This window comes from Vibrio sp. 1580 (assembly GCF_033340055.1).
In genome coordinates, this window is record NZ_JAWOVT010000009.1 from 50,770 (window position 1) to 76,614 (window position 25,845).

At 45.4% G+C, this 25,845-nt stretch carries 23 protein-coding genes; 20 read left to right on the forward strand and 3 right to left on the reverse strand.

Features of this window, described 5'->3' with window-relative positions:
- Positions 1-211 precede the first annotated feature (211 nt).
- Positions 212-1,390, reverse strand: a complete 1,179-nt coding sequence (locus R7093_RS15480) for a 2-octaprenyl-3-methyl-6-methoxy-1,4-benzoquinol hydroxylase (RefSeq protein WP_318146729.1) — start codon at positions 1,388-1,390, stop codon at positions 212-214.
- A 257-nt stretch (positions 1,391-1,647) separates the two neighbouring features.
- Here R7093_RS15480 and miaB point away from each other — a divergent pair, with 257 nt between their 5' ends.
- The 5 genes from miaB to lnt all read left to right on the forward strand — a co-directional run bounded on the left by miaB (position 1,648) and on the right by lnt (position 7,266).
- Positions 1,648-3,072, forward strand: a complete 1,425-nt coding sequence (miaB, locus tag R7093_RS15485) for a tRNA (N6-isopentenyl adenosine(37)-C2)-methylthiotransferase MiaB (protein WP_005373038.1) — start codon at positions 1,648-1,650, stop codon at positions 3,070-3,072.
- Positions 3,073-3,145: 73 nt separating this feature from the next.
- A complete protein-coding gene (locus R7093_RS15490; RefSeq protein ID WP_005373033.1) occupies positions 3,146-4,243 on the forward strand; it encodes a PhoH family protein in 1,098 nt (365 codons plus the stop codon).
- A gap of 2 nt (positions 4,244-4,245) precedes the next feature.
- On the forward strand, positions 4,246-4,710 hold the full coding sequence (gene ybeY / locus R7093_RS15495) for an rRNA maturation RNase YbeY (RefSeq protein ID WP_005373030.1): 465 nt from the start codon (positions 4,246-4,248) through the stop codon (positions 4,708-4,710).
- Positions 4,711-4,815: 105 nt separating this feature from the next.
- Entirely contained in the window at positions 4,816-5,715 is a 900-nt protein-coding gene (gene corC / locus R7093_RS15500) for a CNNM family magnesium/cobalt transport protein CorC (protein ID WP_005384118.1), read from the forward strand.
- A 33-nt stretch (positions 5,716-5,748) separates the two neighbouring features.
- A complete protein-coding gene (gene lnt / locus R7093_RS15505; RefSeq protein ID WP_047102055.1) occupies positions 5,749-7,266 on the forward strand; it encodes an apolipoprotein N-acyltransferase in 1,518 nt (505 codons plus the stop codon).
- An 84-nt stretch (positions 7,267-7,350) separates the two neighbouring features.
- Here the strand turns inward: lnt and R7093_RS15510 are convergent, their stop codons facing one another.
- Positions 7,351-7,821, reverse strand: a complete 471-nt coding sequence (locus R7093_RS15510) for a zinc ribbon-containing protein (RefSeq protein WP_005373024.1) — start codon at positions 7,819-7,821, stop codon at positions 7,351-7,353.
- Positions 7,822-7,974: 153 nt separating this feature from the next.
- Here R7093_RS15510 and leuS point away from each other — a divergent pair, with 153 nt between their 5' ends.
- The 12 genes from leuS (at position 7,975) to lipA (ending at position 20,508) form a co-directional block, all read left to right on the forward strand.
- The gene (gene leuS, locus R7093_RS15515) at positions 7,975-10,548 is read left to right on the forward strand and encodes a leucine--tRNA ligase (RefSeq protein WP_005384121.1); all 2,574 of its coding nucleotides are present in this window, start codon (positions 7,975-7,977) and stop codon (positions 10,546-10,548) included.
- A 152-nt stretch (positions 10,549-10,700) separates the two neighbouring features.
- Positions 10,701-11,240 carry an LPS assembly lipoprotein LptE gene (gene lptE, locus R7093_RS15520; RefSeq protein ID WP_005373019.1) on the forward strand — a complete coding sequence of 180 codons (540 nt, stop codon included), beginning with the start codon at positions 10,701-10,703 and terminating at the stop codon, positions 11,238-11,240.
- 5 nt (positions 11,241-11,245) lie between these two features.
- Positions 11,246-12,265 (forward strand): DNA polymerase III subunit delta, encoded by a 1,020-nt coding sequence (holA, locus tag R7093_RS15525; RefSeq protein WP_047102059.1) that lies wholly within the window; start codon positions 11,246-11,248, stop codon positions 12,263-12,265.
- A gap of 88 nt (positions 12,266-12,353) precedes the next feature.
- The gene (gene rsfS / locus R7093_RS15530; protein WP_005373015.1) at positions 12,354-12,671 is read left to right on the forward strand and encodes a ribosome silencing factor; all 318 of its coding nucleotides are present in this window, start codon (positions 12,354-12,356) and stop codon (positions 12,669-12,671) included.
- A 4-nt stretch (positions 12,672-12,675) separates the two neighbouring features.
- A complete protein-coding gene (gene rlmH / locus R7093_RS15535; protein ID WP_017821762.1) occupies positions 12,676-13,146 on the forward strand; it encodes a 23S rRNA (pseudouridine(1915)-N(3))-methyltransferase RlmH in 471 nt (156 codons plus the stop codon).
- Positions 13,147-13,175: 29 nt separating this feature from the next.
- On the forward strand, positions 13,176-15,092 hold the full coding sequence (gene mrdA / locus R7093_RS15540; protein WP_005384126.1) for a penicillin-binding protein 2: 1,917 nt from the start codon (positions 13,176-13,178) through the stop codon (positions 15,090-15,092).
- The gene (gene rodA / locus R7093_RS15545) at positions 15,092-16,213 is read left to right on the forward strand and encodes a rod shape-determining protein RodA (protein WP_005384128.1); all 1,122 of its coding nucleotides are present in this window, start codon (positions 15,092-15,094) and stop codon (positions 16,211-16,213) included. Before mrdA ends, rodA begins: the two co-directional genes overlap by 1 nt.
- A gap of 2 nt (positions 16,214-16,215) precedes the next feature.
- The gene (locus R7093_RS15550) at positions 16,216-17,019 is read left to right on the forward strand and encodes a septal ring lytic transglycosylase RlpA family protein (RefSeq protein WP_017635670.1); all 804 of its coding nucleotides are present in this window, start codon (positions 16,216-16,218) and stop codon (positions 17,017-17,019) included.
- Positions 17,020-17,110: 91 nt separating this feature from the next.
- Positions 17,111-18,289 (forward strand): serine hydrolase, encoded by a 1,179-nt coding sequence (locus R7093_RS15555; RefSeq protein ID WP_005384132.1) that lies wholly within the window; start codon positions 17,111-17,113, stop codon positions 18,287-18,289.
- A 139-nt stretch (positions 18,290-18,428) separates the two neighbouring features.
- A complete protein-coding gene (gene ybeD / locus R7093_RS15560; protein ID WP_005384135.1) occupies positions 18,429-18,707 on the forward strand; it encodes a DUF493 family protein YbeD in 279 nt (92 codons plus the stop codon).
- Between the two features lie 176 nt (positions 18,708-18,883).
- Positions 18,884-19,546, forward strand: coding sequence for a lipoyl(octanoyl) transferase LipB (gene lipB / locus R7093_RS15565; RefSeq protein WP_005384137.1), 663 nt, complete (start codon positions 18,884-18,886; stop codon positions 19,544-19,546).
- Positions 19,543-20,508 carry a lipoyl synthase gene (gene lipA, locus R7093_RS15570; RefSeq protein ID WP_005391329.1) on the forward strand — a complete coding sequence of 322 codons (966 nt, stop codon included), beginning with the start codon at positions 19,543-19,545 and terminating at the stop codon, positions 20,506-20,508. The genes lipB and lipA overlap by 4 nt, the downstream gene beginning before the upstream one ends.
- A gap of 461 nt (positions 20,509-20,969) precedes the next feature.
- On the opposite strand, the gene glyA is transcribed toward lipA, so the two are convergent.
- Complete coding sequence (glyA, locus tag R7093_RS15575) at positions 20,970-22,220, reverse strand: serine hydroxymethyltransferase (RefSeq protein ID WP_047102062.1); 1,251 nt, start codon at positions 22,218-22,220, stop codon at positions 20,970-20,972.
- A gap of 347 nt (positions 22,221-22,567) precedes the next feature.
- On the opposite strand from glyA, the gene R7093_RS15580 reads away from it, so the two are divergent.
- The 3 genes from R7093_RS15580 (at position 22,568) to R7093_RS15590 (ending at position 25,812) form a co-directional block, all read left to right on the forward strand.
- The gene (locus R7093_RS15580; RefSeq protein ID WP_318146730.1) at positions 22,568-23,170 is read left to right on the forward strand and encodes a YitT family protein; all 603 of its coding nucleotides are present in this window, start codon (positions 22,568-22,570) and stop codon (positions 23,168-23,170) included.
- Positions 23,171-23,260: 90 nt separating this feature from the next.
- Positions 23,261-24,781, forward strand: coding sequence for a transcriptional regulator (locus R7093_RS15585; RefSeq protein WP_047102066.1), 1,521 nt, complete (start codon positions 23,261-23,263; stop codon positions 24,779-24,781).
- A 131-nt stretch (positions 24,782-24,912) separates the two neighbouring features.
- Positions 24,913-25,812: a hypothetical protein gene (locus tag R7093_RS15590; protein ID WP_047102068.1), complete on the forward strand. Its 900-nt coding sequence runs from the start codon at positions 24,913-24,915 to the stop codon at positions 25,810-25,812.
- Positions 25,813-25,845 lie beyond the last annotated feature (33 nt).

A 25,845-nucleotide genomic window follows, 5' to 3' on the forward strand; every position in this document is an offset into this window, starting at 1 on the left:
CGGAATTGGTAGACGCACCAGATTTAGGTTCTGGCGCCGCAAGGTGTGAGAGTTCAAGTCTCTCCTTCCGCACCATTATCGGAAAACCCAGCATGACTTTGCTGGGTTTTTTTCTTTTTTTGGTTCTGGACTCGGGAAATCATTAGATTTGCCGAATTAAAAAAGCGAGCTCATGGCTCGCTTTTTTTCTATCTGTGATTTGAGTAGCTTACTACATACCTAACGCGTATTTCAGTACTTGAGCCTTAATTGGCCCTGAGTTTTCAGCAAGCTTCAATGCAGCATTACGTACGAACTTCAATGGCCATAGATCGTTGCTAAAACCTTTATAGAAAAAGTCCATGCCCGTCTGCATGAGTAAGTTGTCAGGTCGACGTGCGCGTTCGTATTTCGCGAGTAAGGTATCTTCCAGCTTTTCTTGTTGTTCTGTTACCGAAAGGAGAACGTCTACATCTTTGAAGCCTAAGTTTACCCCTTGCCCTGCAAGCGGGTTGATCGTATGGGCAGAGTCACCCACTAACACGCAATTTTTGCTTGAGTAGCTTTGCGCATGACGACGAGTGAGTGGGAATGAGCCAAACTGTAAAACTTCAATATCGCCTAATTCAGCAGGGAAATGACGTAAAATTTCTTCTCTTAGTTGAGGTTTACCCATCGCACACAGTTGTTTAATACGTTTAGGCGAGTCATACCAAACCAAAGAACCTTGGCCTACTACTTGACCATCGTCGTTACTCAAAGAGCACAGAGGTAAAAATGAACGTGGGCCTGAAGGTGTAAATTGTTGCCAAGTAATATCTTGCTGAGGCAATTCTGTTTTCACATTAATCAACATGCAGTGTTGTCGGTAATCCCACGCAGTTACACCAATTCCAGCCAATTGACGAACTTTAGAGTTTGCACCATCAGCACCAATCACCCAGTTAGCTTCAAACTGCTCCCCACTTTCTAGTGTCACAAGATTTACATCTGCAAACTCAATGGCTTTTAATCGCTCAGGACACATCACGGTTAGATTTTCATACTGAGAGAAGACTTGCCAAAGACCTAATTGGATTAGGCGATTTTCAACGATGTAACCTAGCTGATCCAATGACAATTCATCAGAGTGAAAACGAGTACGGCACTCTGGGTGCTCCCAAGTTTCTAACCGCCGATAAGGACAAACTCGCATGCTCTTGATCTCTGACCATGCTCCGAGTGAATCAAGTAACTCCACCGACTGGTGCGAGATTGCAGATACACGAATATCCATCGCCTGAGCGGCATCAAAAACTTTAGGTTTTGTACCTTCAACCAAGACAACGCTTCTGCCCTGCTTGGCAAATCCAACAGCGACGGCTGCCCCGACCATACCGCCACCGATCACGGCGATGTCATACTTGTTCATTTTTCACTCTTCATCGTGCTGATTAATTGGCGTTTTTTATTGTACTTTCCATGGCTACTTTTACAAAATTGTTTAACAAAAAACCTTGTTCAGCATAGGGCGAAAAACTAGATTTCATCAGGCTTTGCAGAGAATTAGCTAGATCACTAGTCAGGTGCTTTTTAAAGCAGTACAATACGCCGCTTACCGCCGTGATGGCGGCTATAATTTGAGCAATAGCTCTCCGATTTAAGTACAACTGAACGAGCGAAAGTGAGATGAGTAAGAAACTGCTAATTAAAACCTGGGGCTGCCAGATGAACGAATACGATTCATCAAAAATGGCCGACCTGCTTAATGCTGCAAACGGCTACGAGCTGACGGAAGAGCCAGAGGAAGCAGACGTACTTCTACTTAACACCTGTTCGATCCGTGAAAAAGCGCAAGAGAAAGTTTTCCACCAGCTAGGCCGCTGGAAAACACTAAAAGATAAAAAACCTGGCGTAGTTATCGGTGTAGGTGGTTGTGTAGCAACGCAAGAAGGTGACCATATTCGTGAACGTGCACCATACGTTGACGTTATTTTTGGCCCACAAACTTTGCACCGCCTACCTGAGATGATCAAACAATCTCAGTCCGATGATGCACCAGTTATGGACATTTCGTTCCCAGAGATCGAAAAATTCGACCGCCTACCTGAACCTCGCGCTGAAGGTGCGACAGCATTCGTTTCTATTATGGAAGGCTGCTCTAAGTACTGTACTTACTGTGTCGTACCGTACACTCGTGGTGAAGAAGTAAGCCGTCCAATGGATGACGTACTGTTCGAAATCGCCCAACTTGCTGAACAAGGCGTACGTGAAGTAAACCTTCTGGGTCAAAACGTAAACGCGTACCGTGGTCCTATGCACGATGGTGAGATCTGTTCATTTGCAGAACTGCTTCGTTTGGTTGCGTCTATCGATGGTATCGACCGTATTCGTTTCACGACGAGCCACCCGTTAGAATTCACAGACGACATCATCGCAGTATACGAAGATACCCCAGAACTTGTGAGCTTCCTGCACTTACCTGTGCAAAGTGGTAGTGACCGTATCCTAACGATGATGAAACGCCCTCACACCGCTATCGAATACAAATCGATCATCCGTAAACTGCGTAAAGCTCGTCCTGATATCCAAATCAGTTCAGACTTTATTGTTGGTTTCCCTGGTGAGACAGACAAAGACTTCCAAGACACCATGAAGCTAATCAAAGATGTAGACTTTGACATGAGCTTCAGCTTTATTTTCTCTCCACGTCCAGGTACGCCAGCAGCGGATTACCCTTGTGATGTGTCAGAACAAGTGAAGAAAGAGCGCCTTTACGAACTACAGCAAACTATCAATGCTCAAGCGATGCGTTACTCTCGCTTAATGCTTGGCACAGAACAACGTGTTCTAGTTGAAGGTCCTTCGAAGAAAAACCTAATGGAACTACGCGCTCGTACAGAAAACAACCGTGTAGTAAACTTTGAAGGTAGTGCAGACCTAATTGGTCAGTTCGTTGATGTGAAGATCGTAGACGTATTTGCAAACTCACTGCGTGGTGAGCTAGTACGTACTGAAAAAGACATGGATCTTCGTAGTGTGATTTCCCCAACGCAGATGATGGCGAAAACACGTCGCGAAGATGAGCTGGGTGTAGCTACTTTTACGCCGTAAGCTCGTATAAATAGCCATAGAGAGCCTGGTCGTTATCAGGCTCTCACTAAGTGGCAAAAAATGAGAGGCAACATTGAGCAATAAAATCGTAACTCTAGAAATTAACCTAGAACCTTCAGACAACCGCCGACTAGCTAGCCTGTGCGGTCCATTCGATGACAACATCAAGCATTTAGAACGTCGTCTAGGCGTTGAAATTAACCACCGTAGTGACCACTTTACGATTGTCGGTAAACCTCATACCGCATCAGCTGCGCTGGATATCCTGAAAACTCTATATGTTGATACCGCACCTGTACGAGGTGAGATCCCAGATATTGAGCCTGAGCAAATCCATCTAGCGATCAAAGAGTCTGGTGTTCTTGAGCAGAATACTGAGTCTAACATCGAGCATGGTAAAGAAGTCTTCGTCAAAACCAAGAAAGGTGTGATCAAACCACGTACGCCAAACCAAGCGCAGTACTTGGTTAACATGGTCACGCATGATATTTCTTTTGGTATTGGCCCGGCTGGTACAGGTAAAACCTACCTTGCTGTAGCAGCAGCTGTTGACGCACTAGAGCGCCAAGAGATCCGCCGTATTCTACTTACTCGTCCAGCGGTTGAAGCTGGTGAGAAATTGGGCTTCCTGCCTGGTGATTTAAGCCAGAAAGTCGACCCATACCTACGTCCGCTATACGACGCCCTATTTGAAATGCTGGGCTTTGAGCGCGTAGAGAAGCTGATTGAACGTAACGTGATTGAGGTTGCTCCTCTTGCTTACATGCGTGGTCGTACTCTAAACGACGCCTTCATCATTCTTGATGAGAGTCAGAACACCACTGTTGAGCAGATGAAGATGTTCCTAACGCGTATTGGTTTTAACTCTCGCGCGGTTATCACTGGTGATGTCACGCAGATTGACTTACCTCGTGGTGCGAAATCGGGTCTTCGTCATGCTATTGAAGTACTAAGCGAAGTTGACGACATCAGCTTTAACTTCTTCTTAGCCGACGACGTTGTACGTCACCCTGTGGTTGCTCGTATCGTTAACGCGTACGAGAAGTGGGAAGCACAAGACCAGAAAGAGCGTAAAGAGTTCGAGAAACGCCGTCGTGAAGAACGCGATGCGAAGTTACTAGAAGCAGCAAAAGCCGAACTGAATGCACAAGTTGCTTCAACTAAGGAATAATCATGGCGATTGAACTTGATCTGCAACTGGCAGTCGAAAATGAAGAAGGTCTGCCTTCGCAGCAAGATTTCCAATTGTGGCTAGATAAGACAATTCCTCTCTTCCAGCCACAAGCCGAAGTCACCATTCGTATTGTTGATGAACAAGAAAGTCATACGCTCAACCATGAGTATCGCGGCAAAGATAAACCAACTAATGTGTTGTCGTTTCCATTTGAAGCACCTCCTGGTATGGAAATAGATTTACTTGGTGATTTGATTATTTGCCGCCAAGTTGTTGAAAAAGAGGCGGTTGAACAGAGCAAGCCTCTGCTAGCACATTGGGCGCATATGGTTGTACATGGCAGCTTGCATCTGCTAGGTTATGATCATATAGAGGATGACGAAGCCGAAGAGATGGAGTCCCTCGAAACCGAAATCATGCAAGGTATGGGTTATGAAGATCCTTACATTGCTGAAAAAGAGTAGCTATTGGCCACTCGACAGGGAAAGGCGAACCACCTAAATGACTCTCGTGTTCGCCTCTCTATGTGTGCTATCACACTTCTGATAGCGTTACTTAATTGAGAAACAATGAACGAAGATAATTCTCCCTCTTCTAACGAAGATAAGAAAGAAAAGGCAGAAGGTCCGAGTAGAAAGTCCTTCTTTGAACGTCTAGGTCAACTATTTCAGGGCGAACCAAAAGATCGCCAAGAGCTTGTGGATGTTATCCGCGACTCTGAAGTTAACGACCTGATTGACCATGACACTCGCGATATGCTTGAAGGTGTTATGGAAATCTCCGAAATGCGTGTGCGTGACATTATGATCCCGCGTTCGCAAATGGTTACCGTTGAGCGTACTCACGACCTTGATACCTTGGTTGCTTTGATTACCGATGCTCAACACTCTCGCTACCCTGTGATCAGCGAAGATAAAGACCATGTGGAAGGCATACTTCTAGCGAAGGACTTACTTAAATACTTAGGCTCAGGCAGTAATCCATTTGATATCGAAGAAGTCATTCGACCAGCGGTTGTGGTACCGGAAAGTAAACGCGTTGATCGACTGCTGAAAGAATTCCGTGAAGAACGTTATCATATGGCCATTGTTGTCGATGAATTCGGTGGTGTTTCTGGTCTTGTGACCATTGAAGATATCCTTGAGGAAATCGTCGGGGATATTGAAGATGAATTCGATGAAAGTGAAGAGACGGACATTCGTAAGCTGAGCAAGCATACGTTTGCTGTCAGAGCGCTGACAACCATCGAAGAGTTTAATGAGACATTCGGAACCAACTTCAGCGATGAGGAAGTTGATACCGTTGGTGGTATGGTCATGACTGCCTTTGGTCACTTACCTTCTCGTGGTGAACTGGTTGAAATTGAAGGCTACAACTTCAAAGTCACCGCTGCCGATAACCGTCGTGTCATTCAACTCCAAGTGACGATCCCAGACGAAGAAACCCTGGTTGAAGCCACTCAAGAGTAACGCGATACCCATTGGGAATCTCAGAAAATTACAATGATGAATGAACTCTTTCATCGCCTTAAGCGGCCCTTAGTGGCCGCTTTTGTTGGCGCCTCTACTACACTCGCTTTCGCTCCTTACCAGCTGTGGCCTATTGCCATTCTTAGCCCAGCAATTCTACTGATTCTTCTTGCTAACCAAACTCCGAAACGCGCACTATGGATTGGTTATGCTTGGGGGTTAGGTCAATTTGCAACTGGCGTTAGCTGGGTTTACGTCAGTATCTCCGGTTTTGGCGGTATGCCGCTCATTGCCAATTTATTTTTAATGGGCTTGCTTGTTGCCTACTTGGCTGTTTATTCAGGCTTATTTGCTTGGCTCAACAACAAGCTGTTTCCTCAATTTACGCTCACAAAAGCACTTCTCGCTGCACCTGCTTTATGGCTGATCAGTGATTGGTTACGTGGTTGGGTGATGACTGGCTTCCCTTGGTTATGGCTAGGCTATAGCCAGATAGATGCTCCACTCGCAAGCTTTGCACCAATTGGCGGCGTAGAACTGCTTACTCTACTTATCCTTATCAGCGCAGGGGCGTTAGCCTATGCATGGATTCATAAGCAGTGGCTGATGGTGATTATCCCTGCGGTGCTACTCAGTACTGGCTTTGGGATTCGCAACTACGATTGGGTAACACCCCGACCAGAAGACACGACTAAGCTCGCGCTGATTCAAGGTAACGTAGACCAAAACCTAAAGTGGCTACCAAGTCAACGCTGGCCAACCATCATGAAGTACGCTGACTTAACTCGTGAAAACTGGGATGCTGACATTATCGTTTGGCCAGAAGCAGCAATTCCCGCTTTTGAAATTGAAGTGCCTTCATTTTTGAGCAATATCGACAGCGCTGCAAAAATGAATAACAGCGCAATCATCACCGGTGTCGTCAACCAAGCTGAAGATCGACAGTTCTACAACAGTATTCTGTCCCTAGGCATCACACCATACGGTGACTACAGCTTCGATTTAAGCGAACGTTACCATAAGCATCACCTACTACCATTTGGTGAGTTTGTACCATTTGAAGATATTTTGCGCCCATTAGCGCCATTCTTTAACCTACCGATGTCGTCGTTTAGCCGTGGGGCTTTTGTGCAGCCAAACATCGTTGCGAATGGCATGCACATGGCACCAGCGCTTTGCTATGAGATCATCTTTAATGAGCAAGTGCGTCAAAATGTGACTGACGAAACAGACTTCATTCTAACGCTTTCAAATGATGCATGGTTTGGTCACTCTATCGGTCCTCTTCAGCATATGGAGATCGCCCGTATGCGTGCCTTAGAGTTAGGTAAACCGCTCATCCGCTCGACTAACAACGGATTAACAGCGGTAACCGATCACAAAGGTAAAATCGTTGAGCAAGTACCGCAGTTTGAAACTGCAGTACTGCGCGCAGAGCTCACCCCAACCGATGGGAAAACGCCATATCGAATCGTTGGTACTTGGCCATTGTATATTTGGATAGGGTTAAGTTTAGCTCTGGCTTTCGGTTTAAGAAGAAAACAGAGCTGATAACAGCTTGAAAGTAGAAAAGACAAAAAAGAGGCGACTAAGCCTCTTTTTTATTCATTGCATTATACAGTCGTTACTCGCCATTTATGGTTTTAATGACTGGCGAGTAAAGCCTTTGTGACCACATTTAATACACGGAATGATTACAGTTGGGTGGTTATACGTTGTCTTGTGACCACACTCATCACAAACTAAAGTGCCTAAGCCTATCACCTCTCCTGCTTCATATAGCCCTTGATGCTCTAAGTCATCGAACAACTCAACCCACTCAACTTTAGTTCGGTCTGTAATCTCTAACAGCCCTTGCCATATCGAATCCGCAATCGTTAAGTAAAACGGACCGCTTTTGCTATCCTCGTAACTCTCTGAAAACTCTTTTAAGTCTGCTTTAAGGTACGCTTTGATTAAAGCCAATTCATCTTTGGTCAAGTCATTAGCAGCATCCACCACTTTGCCCGACGTCTCAATCGCTTTGTTAACTTCTTCCGGACTGTGCTTCAAGGTTTCAATCACATCCTCGAGCATTTCCTCATAACCTGTTTTACGTTTAGGCATAACTGACCTCCATCTTTCTCCTACCTGCGTCACTTAAGGGCGCATGGGTACAGATTGGCTATTGTTGTGATCCCTAGCTTTAGGTATTCTATGACGATCTATTTAAGTCTGTTCTAACCGAACTCACAAATTCCAAGATAACGGATACCATCGATGCAAGAACAATACAACCCACAAGATATTGAACAAAAAGTTCAAAAGCACTGGGATGACAACAAAACCTTTGTTGTAAGTGAAGACCCAAATAAAGAAAAATTCTACTGTCTGTCCATGTTCCCATACCCAAGTGGTCGACTGCACATGGGTCACGTGCGCAACTACACTATCGGTGATGTAGTATCTCGTTTCCAACGCCTACAAGGCAAAAACGTGATGCAACCAATCGGTTGGGACGCATTCGGTCTACCTGCAGAAAACGCAGCAGTAAAAAACAAAACTGCGCCAGCACCTTGGACTTACGAAAACATCGAATACATGAAGAACCAACTTAAGCTTCTAGGCTTTGGTTACGATTGGAACCGTGAATTCGCAACATGTACACCGGAGTACTACCGCTGGGAACAAGAGTTCTTCACTAAACTTTACGAGAAAGGTTTGGTTTACAAAAAGACTTCTTCTGTTAACTGGTGTCCTAACGACCAAACTGTTCTTGCAAACGAGCAGGTTGAAGACGGTTGTTGCTGGCGTTGTGATACGCCTGTAGAGCAAAAAGAAATCCCTCAATGGTTCATCAAAATCACTGAGTACGCTCAAGAGCTACTAGACGACTTAGACAAGCTTGAAGGTTGGCCTGAAATGGTGAAAACCATGCAGCGCAACTGGATTGGTCGTTCTGAAGGTGTTGAACTGAAGTTTGAAGTTAAGGGTCAACAAGACCTAGAAGTTTACACAACACGTCCAGATACGCTAATGGGTGTGACTTACGTGGGTATCGCAGCCGGCCACCCTCTTGCAGCTCTTGCAGCAGAGAACAATCCAGAGCTTGCAGCGTTTATCGACGAATGTAAGAACAACAAGGTTGCAGAAGCTGAGCTAGCGACAATGGAGAAGAAAGGTATGGCAACTGGCCTTACTGCTATTCATCCATTGAACGGCCGCGAAGTACCAGTATACGTAGCAAACTTCGTTCTGATGGACTACGGTACAGGCGCGGTAATGGCTGTACCTGCGCACGACCAACGTGACTACGAGTTCGCAACGAAGTACGGTCTAGACATCGTGCCAGTTATCAAGCCTGCTGATGGCAGCGAGCTAGACATCTCTGAAGCAGCATACACTGAGAAAGGTGTACTGTTCGATTCAGGTGAATTCGATGGCCTAGAATTCCAAGCGGCATTCGACGCAATCGCAGCGAAGCTAGAAGCAGAGGGCAAAGGCACTAAGACTGTAAACTTCCGTCTACGCGACTGGGGTGTATCTCGTCAACGTTATTGGGGTGCGCCAATCCCAATGGTAACCACTGAAGACGGTGAAGTTCACCCAGTACCTGCTGACCAACTACCAGTGATTCTTCCAGAAGACGTAGTAATGGACGGCGTAACGAGCCCAATCAAAGCAGACAAAGAGTGGGCGAAGACAACCTTTAACGGCGAACCTGCTCTACGTGAGACAGATACGTTCGATACGTTCATGGAATCTTCTTGGTACTACGCGCGTTACTGTTCACCACAAGCGGACGACATCCTAGACCCAGAAAAAGCAAACTATTGGCTACCAGTAGACCAGTACATCGGTGGTATCGAGCATGCTTGTATGCACCTACTGTACTCACGCTTCTTCCACAAACTATTGCGCGATGCGGGTTACGTAACTTCTGACGAACCGTTCAAGCAACTACTGTGTCAAGGCATGGTACTGGCTGATGCGTTCTACTTCGAGAACGAGAAAGGCGGCAAAGAGTGGGTAGCTCCAACAGACGTAGCCGTTGAACGTGATGGTAAAGGCCGCATTACTTCTGCTAAAGACACTGAAGGTCGCGATGTAACGCACTCAGGCATGATCAAGATGTCTAAGTCTAAGAACAACGGTATCGACCCTCAAGAAATGGTAGATAAGTACGGCGCTGACACAGTACGTCTATTCATGATGTTCGCGTCTCCAGCGGACATGACACTTGAATGGCAAGAGTCTGGCGTAGAAGGTGCGAACCGCTTCCTAAAACGTGTTTGGAAACTAGTGAAAGAGCACACAGCGAAAGGCGCAGCAGAAGCAGTAGATACCTCAGCGCTTTCTGGTGATCAAAAAGCACTTCGCCGCGACGTTCACAAAACTATCGCGAAAGTGACGGACGATATCGCTCGTCGTCAAACATTCAACACCGCGATCGCAGCGATCATGGAGCTGATGAACAAACTAGCGAAAGCGCCTCAAGAATCTGCGCAAGATCGTGCAATCCTTGACGAAGCACTGAAAGCTATTGTTGTCATGCTTTACCCTATCACTCCGCATATCTCATACGAGCTATGGGCAGCACTAGGTGAAACAGACATTGATAACGCGGCATGGCCGACGTTTGACGAAAAAGCGCTAGTTGAAGACGAAAAAACTATCGTTGTTCAAGTTAACGGTAAGCTACGTGCGAAGCTAACAGTCCCAGCTGATATCTCTAAAGACGATATCGAACAGCTTGGTCTAAACGACGAAAACGTGGTTAAGTTCACTGATGGCCTGACTATTCGTAAAGTTATTTACGTTCCAGGTAAACTGCTGAACATCGTTGCAAACTAATCGCAGCTGTCAATTTGTCTCTGTTTAGCGAACTTATTTGTTAACCAAGAGTCATTAAACAGGGTAGTTTTCTACCCTGTTTATTTACCTCAAACCATTCACATGAGTGGTTTAAGGTAAATAACCCCTTCAATTTAGGATGAATACAATCAATGCGCTTTTTCTCTTTGATTAAACTACCAGTGGTATTGGTATTAGCGGGGCTTCTTTCTGCCTGTGGTTTTCACCTTCGCGGCGAGTATTCCGTACCGGAAGAGCTGCACACTATGTCTTTCTCCAGCTACGATGAATACAGTGAATTAACTCGCTATGTTCGCTCTCAACTCGAACTGAACAAAGTTGAACTTGTTCAACCATCATCGACGGTACCCAACCTTCATTTGACGGAAGCGACAATCGATGAGCGTACACTATCGCTTTATCAAAATAGCCGTGCAGCAGAAAAAGAGCTGACATACGTAGTAAAATACCGTGTGACAATTCCTGGCTATGGCTCTAAAAACTTTACGACAACAGTAAACCGCAACTACCTAGACAACCCGTTGACGGCACTTGCAAAATCTGTTGAACGTGACGTAATTGAAGACGAGATGCGCTTGCAAGCTGCAAAACAGATGATGCGCCAGTTGGGCCGTATTCGTGCCGAATATGAAGCAGGACAAATCTCTGAGCCAGCGAACACAAACTCTTAATCACTATGCGAATTTATGCCGATAAATTAACGGATCATTTAACTAAACACGTTAAACAGGTTTACCTAATCTTTGGTAATGAGCCGTTACTGCTTCAAGAGAGCCGCCAAGCAATCCAAAAGGCAGCGTTTCAACAAGGTTTTGAGGAAAAACACCGTTTTGCGGTAGACGCAAGCATCGACTGGAATCAAGTTTACGATTGCTTCCAAGCGATGAGCCTGTTCTCAAACCGTCAATTGATCGAGCTTGAAATTCCAGAGAGTGGCGTGACAACCGCCGTCAGCAAAGAGCTGCAAACACTGTGTGATATGCTGCATGATGACATCATGCTCGTCATTGTTGGTAGCAAACTGACCAAAGCCCAAGAAAATGCGAAATGGTTCAAAGCATTAAGCTCAAAAGGCGACTGGGTAAGCTGTTTGTCGCCAGATCTACAACGCTTACCTATGTTCATTCAGGCACGTTGCCGCACGTTGGGCCTAAAACCCGATCAACAATCACTGCAAATGTTGGCTCAATGGCATGAAGGTAACCTATTTGCATTGACACAAAGCTTAGAGAAATTGGCCCTACTCTACCCGGATGGTGAGCTGACCATCATACGTTTAGAGGAAGCCCTAAGTCGCCATAACCACTTCACTACCTTTAACTGGATCGACGCCTTACTGGCAGGTAAAGCAAACCGTGCACAACGTATTCTTCGCCAACTTGAGGCGGAAGGGGTTGAGACCGTGATCTTGATTCGAAGTGTACAAAAAGAGTTGAGCCAACTTTTAAATATGCATCAAGACTTAACTCAAATGGGAATGAACCAGGTATTTGAGAAATATCGAGTTTGGCAAAACAAGCGTCCACTCTATAACGCAGCACTGGCCCGCTTATCAGCGAGTCGTATTTGTGCATTGCTCTCCTTGTTGGCTCAAGCCGAGATAAAAGCCAAAACTCAGTATGACGAGTCTGTATGGCCAACTATTCATCAGTTGAGCTTAGAAACCTGCTCTCCTGATATTAAGCTGGCAATTTAAAAATCAAAGCGTGATATAGTGCGCGACCTGTTTTGCAAGCAAGAATGTAAAACACTGTAGAGATAAGAGACAAACCGAGGAAAACCGAGTGCTTCGCGAAGAACTGAAAGACTTTTTAGCTGATAAAGCCGACGACATGAAAGCGGAAGACATTATCGTCCTAAATGTGGAAGATAAATCAAGCGTGACAGATTACATGATCATCTGTACTGGTACATCCAAACGCCACGTTTCATCCATCGCTGACCATGTTGCAACAGAGGTGAAAAAAGCCGGTCTTGAGCCACTAGGAATGGAAGGTGAAAACGAAGGTGAATGGGTAGTCCTTGATATGGGCGACGCCATGCTTCACGTGATGCAAGAAGAGCACCGCGAACTCTACCAGCTAGAAAAACTCTGGGGTTAATCTTTTGAAAATTCAACTAATTGCTGTTGGCACAAAAATGCCAAAATGGGTTGAGGAAGGCTTTCAAGAATATCGTCGCCGTTTCCCGCATGATATGCCGTTGGAGTTGATTGAAATCTCTGCTGGCAAGCGTGGTAAGAATGCCGATATCGCTCGCATCCTGCAAAAAGAAGGGGAAGCGATGCTCGCTGCGGTACCAAAAGGCAACCGTATCGTCACGTTAGATATCCCAGGTAAAAAATGGGACACTCCTCAACTCGCTGAGCAGTTAGAAGCTTGGAAATTAGATGGCCGTGATGTATCAATATTAATCGGCGGTCCTGAAGGACTCGCTCCTGCATGCAAAGCTGCAGCAGACCAAAGCTGGTCATTGTCTGCCTTAACGCTACCCCACCCTCTAGTGCGTATCGTAATGGCAGAAAGCTTGTACCGAGCGTGGAGCATCACCGCTAACCACCCTTATCATCGCGAATAATCGTTGTTTAACTTTAGAGCCAAGCGTTAATGATTCGTAAACGCCGCAGTCAAATCCGAGATTATCAAGCCGAAGCGCGTCTGTTTGCCAGCCGCGCTATTGTTGCTTTTATCGGCATTGTTGTCTTGATGGGAGCTCTGGTTGCCAACATGTACAACATTCAGGTGAACCAGTTTCAAGACTATCAAACCCGCTCGAACGATAACCGCATCAAAGTGGTGCCTATCGCGCCTAACCGAGGTCTAATTTATGACCGAAATGGCGTTTTACTGGCAGAGAACCGTCCCGTCTTTAACTTAGAACTGACCCCAGAAAAAATTAAAGACATTGATGCAACCATCCAAGAATTACAAACTATTCTGGAAATTACACCAGACCAGATTGAACGTTTCCACCACGAGCGTAAACGGACTCGTCGATTTAAATCGGTCCCACTGCTTACCCAACTGAACGAAAAACAAGTAGCGGTATTCTCCGTCAATCAGTACCGCTTTCCAGGTGTGGAAATAAGTGCGACCTTAAAGCGCTACTACCCTTTCAGCGAAGTCTTAACCCACGTGATTGGGTATGTTTCTCGAATTAATGATCGCGACATGCAACGCCTGATCCGAGAAGAAAAAGACGCAAACTATCAAGCCACTCGCGACATTGGTAAGCTGGGTATTGAAAAATACTACGAAGACCTCTTACACGGTACAGCCGGATATCAAGAAGTCGAGGTAAACAGCCGCGGCCGAGTAATTCGTACCTTAAAGTACGTTCCACCTGTACCCGGAAAAGACATCGTTTTAAACCTTGATATCAACTTGCAGTTGTACGTACACCAATTGTTGGACGGCCGCCGAGGCAGTGCTGTAGTAATCGATCCTAGAGACAACGGCGTACTGGCTATGGTTTCAAGCCCTAGCTACGATCCTAACTCGTTCGTGCACGGAATCTCAGGTAAAGATTATCGCGCCCTTTTGAACGATAAAAACCGTCCTTTGGTCAACCGCACTACACTTGGCATTTACCCTCCGGCCTCTACCATCAAACCATTTATGGCGGTAGCCGCGCTGCAAGAAGGTGTCGTCACACCTAACACCACACGAAATGATCCTGGTTATTGGCGCATACCAAACTCTAACACACGTCCGTTCCGGGACTGGTTGCGTTGGGGACACGGACGCGTCGATATCATTAAGTCGATCGAAGAGTCTGTTGATACCTTCTACTATCAAATCGCTTATGACATGGGCATTGACCGTATTTCGAATTGGATGATGATGTTCGGTTTTGGTGATTACACTGGCATTGATATCTACGAAGAAAGTAAGGCGAACATGCCGACTCGTGACTGGAAAATGTCTCGCCATAAAACCCCGTGGTATAAAGGTGATACGATCCCTGTAGGTATCGGCCAAGGATATTGGACAGCAACACCAATGCAAATCGCCAAAGCAACCTCCGTATTAGTAAACGAGGGAGAAGTGATCGCACCTCACTTGCTCAAAGCGACGATAGAAAATGGTAACGACTTCGAAGAGCAGCAAACGACAGAATACGTGACTTACCCACCAATCAAGAATGTGCCTAAAAAGTACTGGGATATGGCGAAAGAAGGCATGCGTCGGGTAAACCATGGCACGCGCGGAACAGCTCGTCGCTCATTCTACAAAATGAATTATGAAACAGCGGGTAAATCAGGTACTGCACAGGTCTTCGGTCTGGGTGAAAACGAAGAGTACAACGCCGATGAGATCGCCGAGCACTTACGTGACCATGCGTTATTTACTGGCTTTGCACCATTTGATGATCCTAAAGTGGTCGTCACTGTAGTACTAGAAAATGCCGGTGGTGGTTCTAGTAACGGTGCCCCAGTAGTAAGGAAAATTTTTGACCGAGTCGTTCTTGGTCCAGAAGAAATTGAGCCTGAAAACAATGCGAAGAAAGAGGTAAAACAGTAATGAAGATGGATCCCTCTACAGGTAAAAATCGCGCCCTGTTTGAACGCTTCCATATCGACTTACCACTCCTACTTGGCATACTGGCCCTGATGGGGTTTGGCCTGGTGATCATGTACAGCGCCAGTGGCCAAAGTTTACTGATGATGGATCGCCAAGCCATGCGAATGGTGCTTTCACTCGTTGTGATGCTCGTCCTTGCACAGCTTTCTCCACGAACTTACGAAAGCTTGGCACCTTTGATGTTCGTTGGTGGCGTTATACTGCTTTTCGGCGTGCTGTTTTTCGGTGAAGCATCGAAAGGCGCGCAGCGTTGGCTTAACCTCGGTTTTGTGCGCTTTCAACCGTCAGAGCTATTGAAGCTCGCGGTGCCATTAATGGTGGCTCGCTATGTTGGTAGACAGCCCCTCCCACCAACGCTAAGAACACTCATTGTTGCACTGATTATGGTCTGCTTACCAACCATTCTCATTGCAAAACAGCCTGACTTAGGTACCTCAATCCTGATCGCGGCTTCCGGTATTTTTGTTATCTTCCTCGCAGGCATTAGCTGGAAAATAATTGCTGGTGCTGCGATTGCATTAGGTGGTTTCATTCCAATTCTGTGGTTTTTCTTGATGCGAGAGTATCAAAAAGTGAGAGTTCGTACTCTATTTAACCCGGAGTCTGATCCGCTAGGAGCGGGCTACCACATTATTCAGAGTAAAATTGCGATTGGCTCCGGCGGTATTTCCGGCAAAGGTTGGTTGCAAGGTACGCAGTCACAACTAGAATTTCTTCCTGAACGACACACTGACTTTATCTTTGCAGTAATTGCTGAAGAATGGGGTATGATTGGCTTCCTTTGCCTTTTAGCCATCTATCTATTTATTATTGGACGAGGTTTATATCTCGCCAGCCAAGCGCAAACCGCATTTGGACGAATGATGGCAGGCAGTATTGTACTCAGCTTCTTCGTGTATATTTTTGTAAATATTGGCATGGTAAGTGGCATCCTACCTGTAGTAGGTGTACCGTTGCCACTCATCAGTTATGGCGGCACATCAATGGTAACCTTGATGGCTGGTTTTGGTATTCTAATGTCGATTCATACGCACCGAAAAGCATTCTCTAAGGCGACCTAGACATGCAAAAACGCGCTTTATATTCCTTGGTTTTCTCTGCTCTTATTTTGGCAGGCTGTTCATCAACTAGCCAAAAAGAACAAGAAGGCCGTTACGAACTCGAATCCGATGTTGCACCGGATACACCGCTTTCAGTCGAACACATCGAGGATGCGCATCCTAAATATGAACCGTACAGCCTAGGTGGGAACAAAGATTACCACTTGCGTGGCAAAGACTACAAAATAGTTCGCAATGCGAAAGGCTTTAAAGAAAAAGGCCGCGCATCTTGGTATGGGAAAAAATTCCAAGGTCATTTGACTTCTAATGGCGAAATCTATGACATGTACTCAATGACGGCAGCGCATAAAACGCTACCGTTACCAAGTTACGTAAAAGTTACCAATACTGACAACGGCAAAACCACCATAGTACGAGTTAATGACCGAGGTCCTTTTCACGATGGCCGTATCATTGATTTAAGCTATGCCGCCGCGCACAAGTTAGATGTCATAAAAACAGGCACCGCGAACGTGGAAATTGAAGTGATCAGTATCAATCAGCCCACGGACAAAAAGTCATTAGAAGCGCACCCTAGGTACGTTATTCAAGTGGCATCATCAAAAAATGAAGAGCGCGCGCGAACTTTAGGTACCGAGCTTGGTCAAAAATTGGATACAGAAACTTTCCTAGAGAGTGCGAAAGAGTCTTATCGCTTGTTGTTAGGGCCATTTACTGACTATTCCCTGACGCAAGCCACACTAGATAAAGTAAAGTTGCTCGGCTATTCGTCTGCATTTATTAAAAAACACAACACTGCCAAATGACCTCGTGTCATGAATTTCTCTTTGATCCCCCTCTTACATAACTAGGGATTCTGATAAGATGTCTGCAGTTAACCCAAAAATTTGAATTACCATGAATAAAAATAAGTTTGTGAAATCTATTCTCGTTTCTTCGGTTGCCCTTTCTGCAACTTTCGCTCAATCTGCTCTTGCATCACCTATCGTTGTTCCAGATGCCCCTCAAATCGCGGCGAAGGGCTACGTGCTGATGGATTACCATTCAGGTAAAGTACTGGCAGAGAAAGAGATGAACACAAAATTGTCTCCAGCTAGTCTGACTAAGATGATGACCAGCTATGTAATCGGCCAAGAGCTAGCGCGTGGTAATATCTCAGAAGATGATGATGTCACCATCAGTAAAAATGCGTGGGCGAAAAACTTCCCTGATTCATCAAAGATGTTCATTGAAGTAGGCACAACAGTTAAAGTACGTGACCTGAACCGAGGTATCATCGTCCAGTCAGGTAACGATGCCTGTGTTGCGATGGCAGAACATATTGCAGGTTCAGAAGATGCATTTGTTGACCTAATGAACGCTTGGGCCAACACATTGGGTATGACTAACTCGCACTTTGCCAACGTTCATGGCTTAGATAACGCAGAATTGTACTCAACACCATACGACATGGCACTGCTAGGTAAAGCACTTATCCGTGACGTACCAAATGAGTACCGAGTGTACTCAGAGAAGAAATTTACTTACAACGGCATCACCCAATACAACCGTAACGGTCTACTTTGGGATAAGAGCATGAACGTTGACGGCATCAAAACGGGTCACACAAGTAATGCGGGTTACAGCCTAGTAAGTTCAGCAACTGAAGGTCAAATGCGCTTGGTTGCGGTCGTTATGGGTACTAAAGATGCCAATGCTCGTAAGTCAGAAAGCAAAAAGCTGCTAAGCTACGGCTTCCGTTTCTTCGAAACAGTGGCACCGCACAAAGCAGGTGAAACGTTCGTAGAAGAAAAAGTGTGGATGGGTAACAAAGACACCGTAGCACTGGGTCTTGACCAAGATACTTACGTAACACTACCGCGTGGTGAAGCGAAAAACCTAAAAGCAAGCTTCGTCCTTGAAAAAGAGCTAGAAGCCCCAATTAATAAAGGTGATGTAGTTGGTAAGCTATACTATCAGATCGATGGTGAAGATATTGCCGAGTACCCACTAATGGCACTAGAAACCGTAGAGCAAGGTAGTCTATTTAGCCGCATGTGGGATTACATCGTATTGTTATTCAAGAGCTTCTTCTAAAAAGAACGTTAGAGTAGCAAACTTATTCGCAAAGCCGCCTGAATGGGCGGCTTTTTAAGTTTGAGCTCCTCGTCTTGAGTTCCCCCTAATTTGACTGTACTATTTCGCACCGCAACGAATATCTACTGGAGTTATCGATATGCTAACCATCAACTCTGATGCAAAATTAAAAGACCTGCTTGAGTTCCCTTGTTCATTTACTTACAAGGTAATGGGTCATGCAAAGCCTGAACTTCCAGAGCTTGTTCTTGAAGTTATTCAGCGCCATGCTCCAGGTGACTACAGCCCGACCGTTAAACCAAGTGCTAAGGGCAACTACCACTCTGTGTCAATCAACATTACTGCAACCTCTATCGAGCAGGTCGAGACACTGTACAAAGAGTTAGGTGAAATTGACATCGTACGCATGGTTCTATAATTTTTTGATAGATTAAATTTTTTTTGAAAGCAGCCTTGGCTGCTTTCTTTTTATTTATCAAATAGATAACGAGGCTTTACATCACTTTCAGTTAAAAATCTGTTACGCAGCGGTAGAGCATCAGGGTTATCCGGTTTATAATCCAAAAACTTTATATATTAGCAACAGGAATTCCCATGCAACACCAACTTGTTGTAAAACGACTTGGCCGCCAAGACTATGAGCCTGTATGGAAGGCGATGCATGAGTTCACCGACCAACGCACAGAAGAAACCCGTGATGAAGTCTGGTTGGTAGAACATAACCCAGTATTTACGCAAGGACAGGCAGGTAAAGCTGAGCACTTGATTAACACTGGCGATATTCCTGTTGTACAAAGTGATCGCGGAGGTCAGGTTACGTATCATGGCCCTGGTCAGTTGGTCGCCTACTTCTTGATCAACCTACGCCGCAAAAAATTAGGTGTACGAGATCTCGTTACCACAATCGAGAACCTCGTGATCAACACGCTAAAAGCATACAATATTGACTCAGCCGCGCGACCTGACGCACCGGGTGTCTACGTTGCCGGTAAGAAAATATGCTCTCTCGGTTTACGCATTCGTAAAGGATGCTCGTTTCATGGTTTAGCCTTGAACGTAAATATGGATTTAACACCGTTTCTGCGTATTAACCCTTGTGGTTATGAAGGTATGGAAATGGTTCAGGTCAGCCAATTTGGCGGCCCAGACAATGTAGAAGCCGTAGAAAAACAATTAATAGAAGAACTCGTTACTTTGCTCGATTATGAGCAAGTAGAATTCAGCACAGAAGCACCTTCTCAAGGTAATAAAGCATGAGCAAACCAATCCAGATGGAAAAAGGCGTTAAATATCGTGACGCCGATAAAATGGCATTGATTCCCGTAAAGAACATGCCTACAGAGCAGAAAGAAGTGCTACGTAAGCCTGATTGGATGAAGATCAAGCTACCAGCCGACAGCCAACGAATTCAAGACATCAAAGCGGCGATGCGTAAGAATAAACTTCACTCCGTATGTGAAGAAGCATCTTGCCCGAACCTAGCGGAATGTTTTAACCACGGTACAGCAACCTTCATGATCTTAGGTGCTATTTGTACTCGTCGTTGTCCTTTCTGTGACGTTGCTCATGGCCGCCCATTACCACCGGAAGCAGAAGAGCCTCAAAAACTGGCGAAAACCATTGCCGATATGAAGCTGAAATACGTAGTAATCACTTCTGTTGACCGTGACGATCTGCGTGACGGCGGTGCACAGCACTTTGCCGATTGTAACCGCGAGATCCGTGCGTTAAACCCGCATATTAAGATTGAAACACTGGTTCCTGACTTCCGTGGTCGCATGGATGTAGCGCTTGATCTAATGAAAGACAATCCGCCAGATGTCTTCAACCACAACTTAGAAACCGCGCCACGTCTTTACCGTAAAGCTCGCCCAGGTGCGAACTATAAATGGTCACTTGAGCTTCTTAAGAAGTTCAAAGAGCAGCATCCCGATGTACCGACCAAGTCTGGTTTGATGATGGGTCTTGGTGAAACCAAAGAAGAAATCATCGAAGTACTGAAAGATCTACGCGCACACGGCGTAACGATGCTGACTCTAGGCCAGTATTTAGCGCCAAGCCGTCACCACTTGCCAGTAGAACGTTACGTTCCACCATCAGAGTTTGACGAGCTAAAAGAAGTTGCACTAGAACTTGGCTTCACGCATGCAGCGTGTGGTCCATTTGTGCGCTCTTCTTACCATGCCGATATGCAAGCTCAAGGTATCGAGATTAAATAAGCTCTCGCTTGTTTTGAAAAGCTTGTTTTGAAGAGAAAAGGTTGGCTCAGTGCCAACCTTTTTTGTATCTGGCAAATGATGATAAAAAGCCATTCTACCACCGTCATTCTGAACAGCGAGGAACGAGCGTGATTCAGAATCTGTTTTCAGAATACTGATGATTTTTAGGGAAACTCTGAGTAAAAGAGTGTGCCTCAACAAGATTCCTGATCTCGCCTAGGCTCGTCGGAATGACGTGGTTTGGATATATTGAAAAGGGACAGTGTTGGTAGCCATCCCCTTATCACACACTCTCGCTATATCTCATTCCAAACGCCAGACAAACAAAAAGGCCCTCAAATGAGGGCCTTTAGTATATCAATGTTCAAAATAGATGAGTCGAGTTCTAGAAGAACACACGGAGTTTGCGCGAGCAAATGAGTATGTTCGACACCGAAATCGACTCATTCTATGAAGAACAGTTAGGCATAAACCGGTAGACGCTTACAAATTTCTAGCACTTTCTTTTTAGTCGCTTCGATAACTTCTTCGTTGCCGATGTTATCTAGAACGTCACACATCCAGTTTGCTAGCTCTTTTGCATCTTCTTCAGTGAAGCCACGGCGAGTGATCGCTGGCGTACCTACACGAATACCAGACGTTACGAATGGGCTGCGTGGGTCATTTGGTACTGAGTTCTTGTTTACAGTGATGTTTGCTGCACCTAGTGCCGCGTCTGCGTCTTTACCAGTGATATCTTTGTCGATTAGGTCAACAAGGAACAAGTGGTTTTCTGTACCGTTAGATACGATTTTGTAGCCACGCTCTTGGAACTGACCAACCATTGCTTTTGCGTTTTTCACTACGCGAGCTTGATAAGCTTTGAACTCTGGCTCCATCGCTTCTTTGAACGCTACTGCTTTACCAGCGATAACGTGCATTAGAGGGCCACCTTGACCACCAGGGAACACTGCTGAGTTCAATTTCTTGTACATATCTTCGCCAGCATTTGACAAGATAAGACCACCGCGAGGACCTGCTAGTGTTTTGTGCGTCGTTGTTGTTACCACGTGAGCATGCGGTACTGGTGTTGGGTATTCACCGGCAGCGATAAGACCAGCTACGTGCGCCATATCAACAAATAAGTAAGCACCTGCTTTGTCAGCGATTTCACGCATGCGTTTCCAATCAACGATTTGCGAGTAAGCAGAGAAACCACCGATGATCATCTTAGGTTTGTGCTCAAGCGCTAGCTGTTCCATCTCGTCGTAATTGATTTGACCCGCTTCATCGATACCGTAAGGGATAACGTTGTAATGCTTACCAGAGAAGTTTACTGGAGAACCGTGAGTCAGGTGACCACCGTGCGCTAGGCTCATACCTAGTACTGTATCGCCTGGGTTAAGAAGCGCCATGTAAACTGCGCTGTTTGCTTGAGAACCTGAGTGAGGCTGTACGTTAGCGTACTCACAACCAAATAGTTGGCATGCACGCTCAATTGCTAGTGCTTCAGCTTTATCTACGTACTCACAACCGCCGTAGTAACGCTTACCTGGGTAGCCTTCAGCGTATTTGTTCGTTAGCTGAGAACCTTGCGCTTCCATTACACGTGGGCTTGTGTAGTTTTCAGAAGCGATAAGTTCAATGTGTTCTTCCTGGCGAAGAGTTTCTTCCTGGATAGCTGCGAACAGTTCCGCATCGTAATCTGCGATGTTCATATCACGCTTAAGCATCTGTATCTCCTGACTCAGATTAGTACTGAAAGTTGCAAAAAAACTGTTGAATGACCCGACGCAAACGTTTTCGTCACCCTAATGGCGCGCATTCTACATAATTTGATTTAGGTCATAAAGAGAAATTTACAATTTTTCTCATGCAGTTTTTTCATGATGACAAGCAATGTTTATCATGCCAGCATTGCAATCGCATAACGACAATCTATTGCCTGTCAAATTTGTGCTTTACACCCTGTAAAACAGCAATTACATAGGTTTACCGTAAATTTTACCCTCTAGCTACCGAAAAGATCATCTTTTTACTACTATGCACGCCTTATTTATCACTAATGACTGCAACATTGATGGAAAAACACTCATTAAAAGAAGACTGGATAGCGATTCTCACGGGTACCTTTTTAGTAGCTCAAGGCGTTTTCTTTCTCCAATCCGCGAACCTTCTAACGGGAGGCACGACTGGATTGGCTCTGCTTATTAGCCAATTTACACCTTTTACCTTTGGTGTGCTGTACTTTTTAGCAAACAGTCCTTTTTACTTACTAGCATGGAAACGCTTCGGCCGTCATTTCGCCATTAATAGTGCCATTTCTGGCGCGTTGGTTTCTATCTTTGCCGATCATCTTTATTTGCTAATCTCGCTCGAATCGGTAAATGAAGTTTATTGCGCCGTCGCAGGCGGGCTTTTAATGGGGCTCGGTATGCTGATCCTATTCAGACATCGCTCCAGCTTAGGTGGCTTTAACGTGCTGTGTTTGTTTATCCAAGACAAATTTGGCATTTCAGTTGGCAAAAGCCAAATGGCAATCGATGCATGTATCCTGTTAGCTTCATTCTTCTTTGTCACACCAGAGGTGATTGGCCTTTCAATTTTGGGGGCGTTTGCACTCAATGTCGTGTTAGCGATGAACCACAAACCGCACCGCTATTCCGTGACCTACGGTTCATAAATTTTTGATAATGATTGAAGCGCGATTTATAAGATTTCGCGCTCCAATCGCTATATAATACTTCGCGATTTCCAAATAGATCGGTACGGTATGCGCGACTTTCTGCAACAAGCTAAACAGACTCACAGTTGTATTGCGATTGGAGAGCTGATCTATAACCCGAAGACACAGAGCCTTCATCAAGATGCTATCGCGATTGATCTTGAACCTCGCACCATTGAATTATTAGAACTGCTGTTAACAAGCGTTGGCCACCCACTCTCTGCTGACACCATTATTGAAACCATTTGGCAGAGCAAGTTCATCTCTAAGAATGTGCTAACGAACCGCATTAGCACCTTACGTGCCCTGCTACAGCAGTACTTACCCGAATACGATGCCGCTAAGCTTTTAGTCACTTACCCCCGCAAAGGCTACTTTCTTAACCCTGCCAATATTCGTTTGGTGCCACCAGCGAAAAGCCATCGACGCGTTATCCCAACTCAGGTGGCGAGTAATAAGAACTTCAAGCTGATTTTTGCTTATAGCTTGTGTGCCATACTTGCAGTTTGTAGCGTGACGCTCGCAAGCTTGTTATGGCAACGCCAAGAAATCTCAACACAACAAACACGTCATCAACTACTGATTCCCAAAGTCGAGCTACTACTCAACCGTGTCGATTCAATCGGCTCTCAGGCGCGAAAATACCGCATACTGGTCAAAGCCATCTTGCTGCAACAACAGGTCGAATATCCATACACCGACATAGCCAACCAAGATGCTCCCAGTTACTTTCTTGATCCTATCGGTCATGCGCCATATTTCCCTGGCGCACGAAACATGCAGACCAGCGACTACGAGCTCAATATCGAGTTAAAAGACAGCACAAAACAGGACATCTTGAAAGCGCAGATGAACCTTATTTATCCTGCGACGGGCAAGCTAGCGTTTCGCAATGAGTACACACTGCGTTTATCTGACTTACAATCGGATATTTTCCAAATGCACTCGGATGTCGCGCAATACTTCAATCTGCCTGCACCTTCGGCAAGTACGTGGCAGCTTTCGGATATTCACAAAAAAATGTTATTCGAGAATGCCTTTTCTAGCCAACCTCTCCGACAATCTGATGAGTTTGCGGCTATAACAACGGCAAGACATCTCGCCTTATACGAGCACGAACATCAAAAGCTGGAAGCATATTTAACTCAAGTGCAATCGTCGTTTGATGTTTTGCCAGATGAGCTGAGCCTTTGGTTAGGTCTATTGCATTTCAAATTAGGTAACTTAGACAGGGCAAAAGCTCTGTTAACGACACCAGATGGCGACTCACGTATCCAAAACGCACTGATTTATACCTTTGTGTCTCACATTGCTTATAAGCAGAACAAACTTGAACAGTTCCGTCTCAACTACATGGAATCACTGGTGGCGCTGCTGCGCGTTTTACCTTCCGAAACCTTGTTTGAGCGTCTTTCTCAATCTGAATCAAAAGAGACTTGCCTCCAACCGTGGAAAACGTTGCGTGTTAGTGTGACCGATCAAGAAATCATAAGCCGATGGAAAGCGCTCATTAACGAGTATTGCACTAACGTAGCCAACGAAATAACCCCAAATAAAACAAAGACCTAAATATAAAATTAAGCTTTCATTAACCCCTGTTATCTTTTGTTTTTTGCCCTTTTTCTCTCACTGAACTTAGCATGCTCGCATTCAAGCAACGGCCCAACATGAAGCGGCCTTATCAATCAGGAATGTAAACCATGCTAAACAAAATGACGCTTATCGCAGCAGCAACTCTGGCTCTTTACGGCTGTGGCGGAGGTTCGTCTTCTGGCAGTGCGAATCCAAACAAAGTGCCTCAAGAAAGTTTCGACGTCTCGATTCACAACTCCATTTTCGCTCCTATACCAAACACACAATTGAGCTATTCGTTTAGCTTGGATGGCCAACCAGAGGGCGACATGAAACTGAGCTTCCAAGCGATGGATAGCGAGCAAATATTGGCAGCATTGGCACAAATCCCAAACAGCGAGGCAATGGTCCAGTTGGTTAATGACTTGGTGAACTACGGCGCCGAACAGTTCTACTATTCAGACGAGCAGTACAACGACGACGAAGAGAGCAATACGCTTTACTTTGCAGGATCAGATGGTGCACTCCATGAAATCACTGACGCTTATTTCATTGGTCATCAGTTTATTGCCATGCTTATGCACAGCAGTCCGATTTTCCGCCTAAACGGTGACGACGTAAAAGAGAAAAGCCCGAATATTGACATCGGTGAAGAAACTATGTCTCTGCAAACCACTCTTACAGGCTACGCAGTTCACAACCTTCTAGACCGTTTTGAAGATCATGAGTGGGTACAAAACCTTCCTATGACAGCATCTTGCCAAGTGGTTTGGCAACAGCAAATCCGAGAGACTGGTGTGCGTAAAGCGTTCTCGATCTCAGGCAAGAAAATTGAAGCGGCATACCTGATGGAAGAGAACATCTACAACCTAAACTGTGATGATATGGAATCAATGGAGTTCGCCACTTCGGCAGAACGTTGGTTTAATCCGAGCTTAGGTCTGATTGAACAAATTGAACTGCTGAAAGTACAACAAGTACAAATCAATGAAGAGAAAGTGCAGCTAACAGCGATTGAAACAAAATAAGCTAGGATATCTCAATAAAAGAAGGCTTTGGGG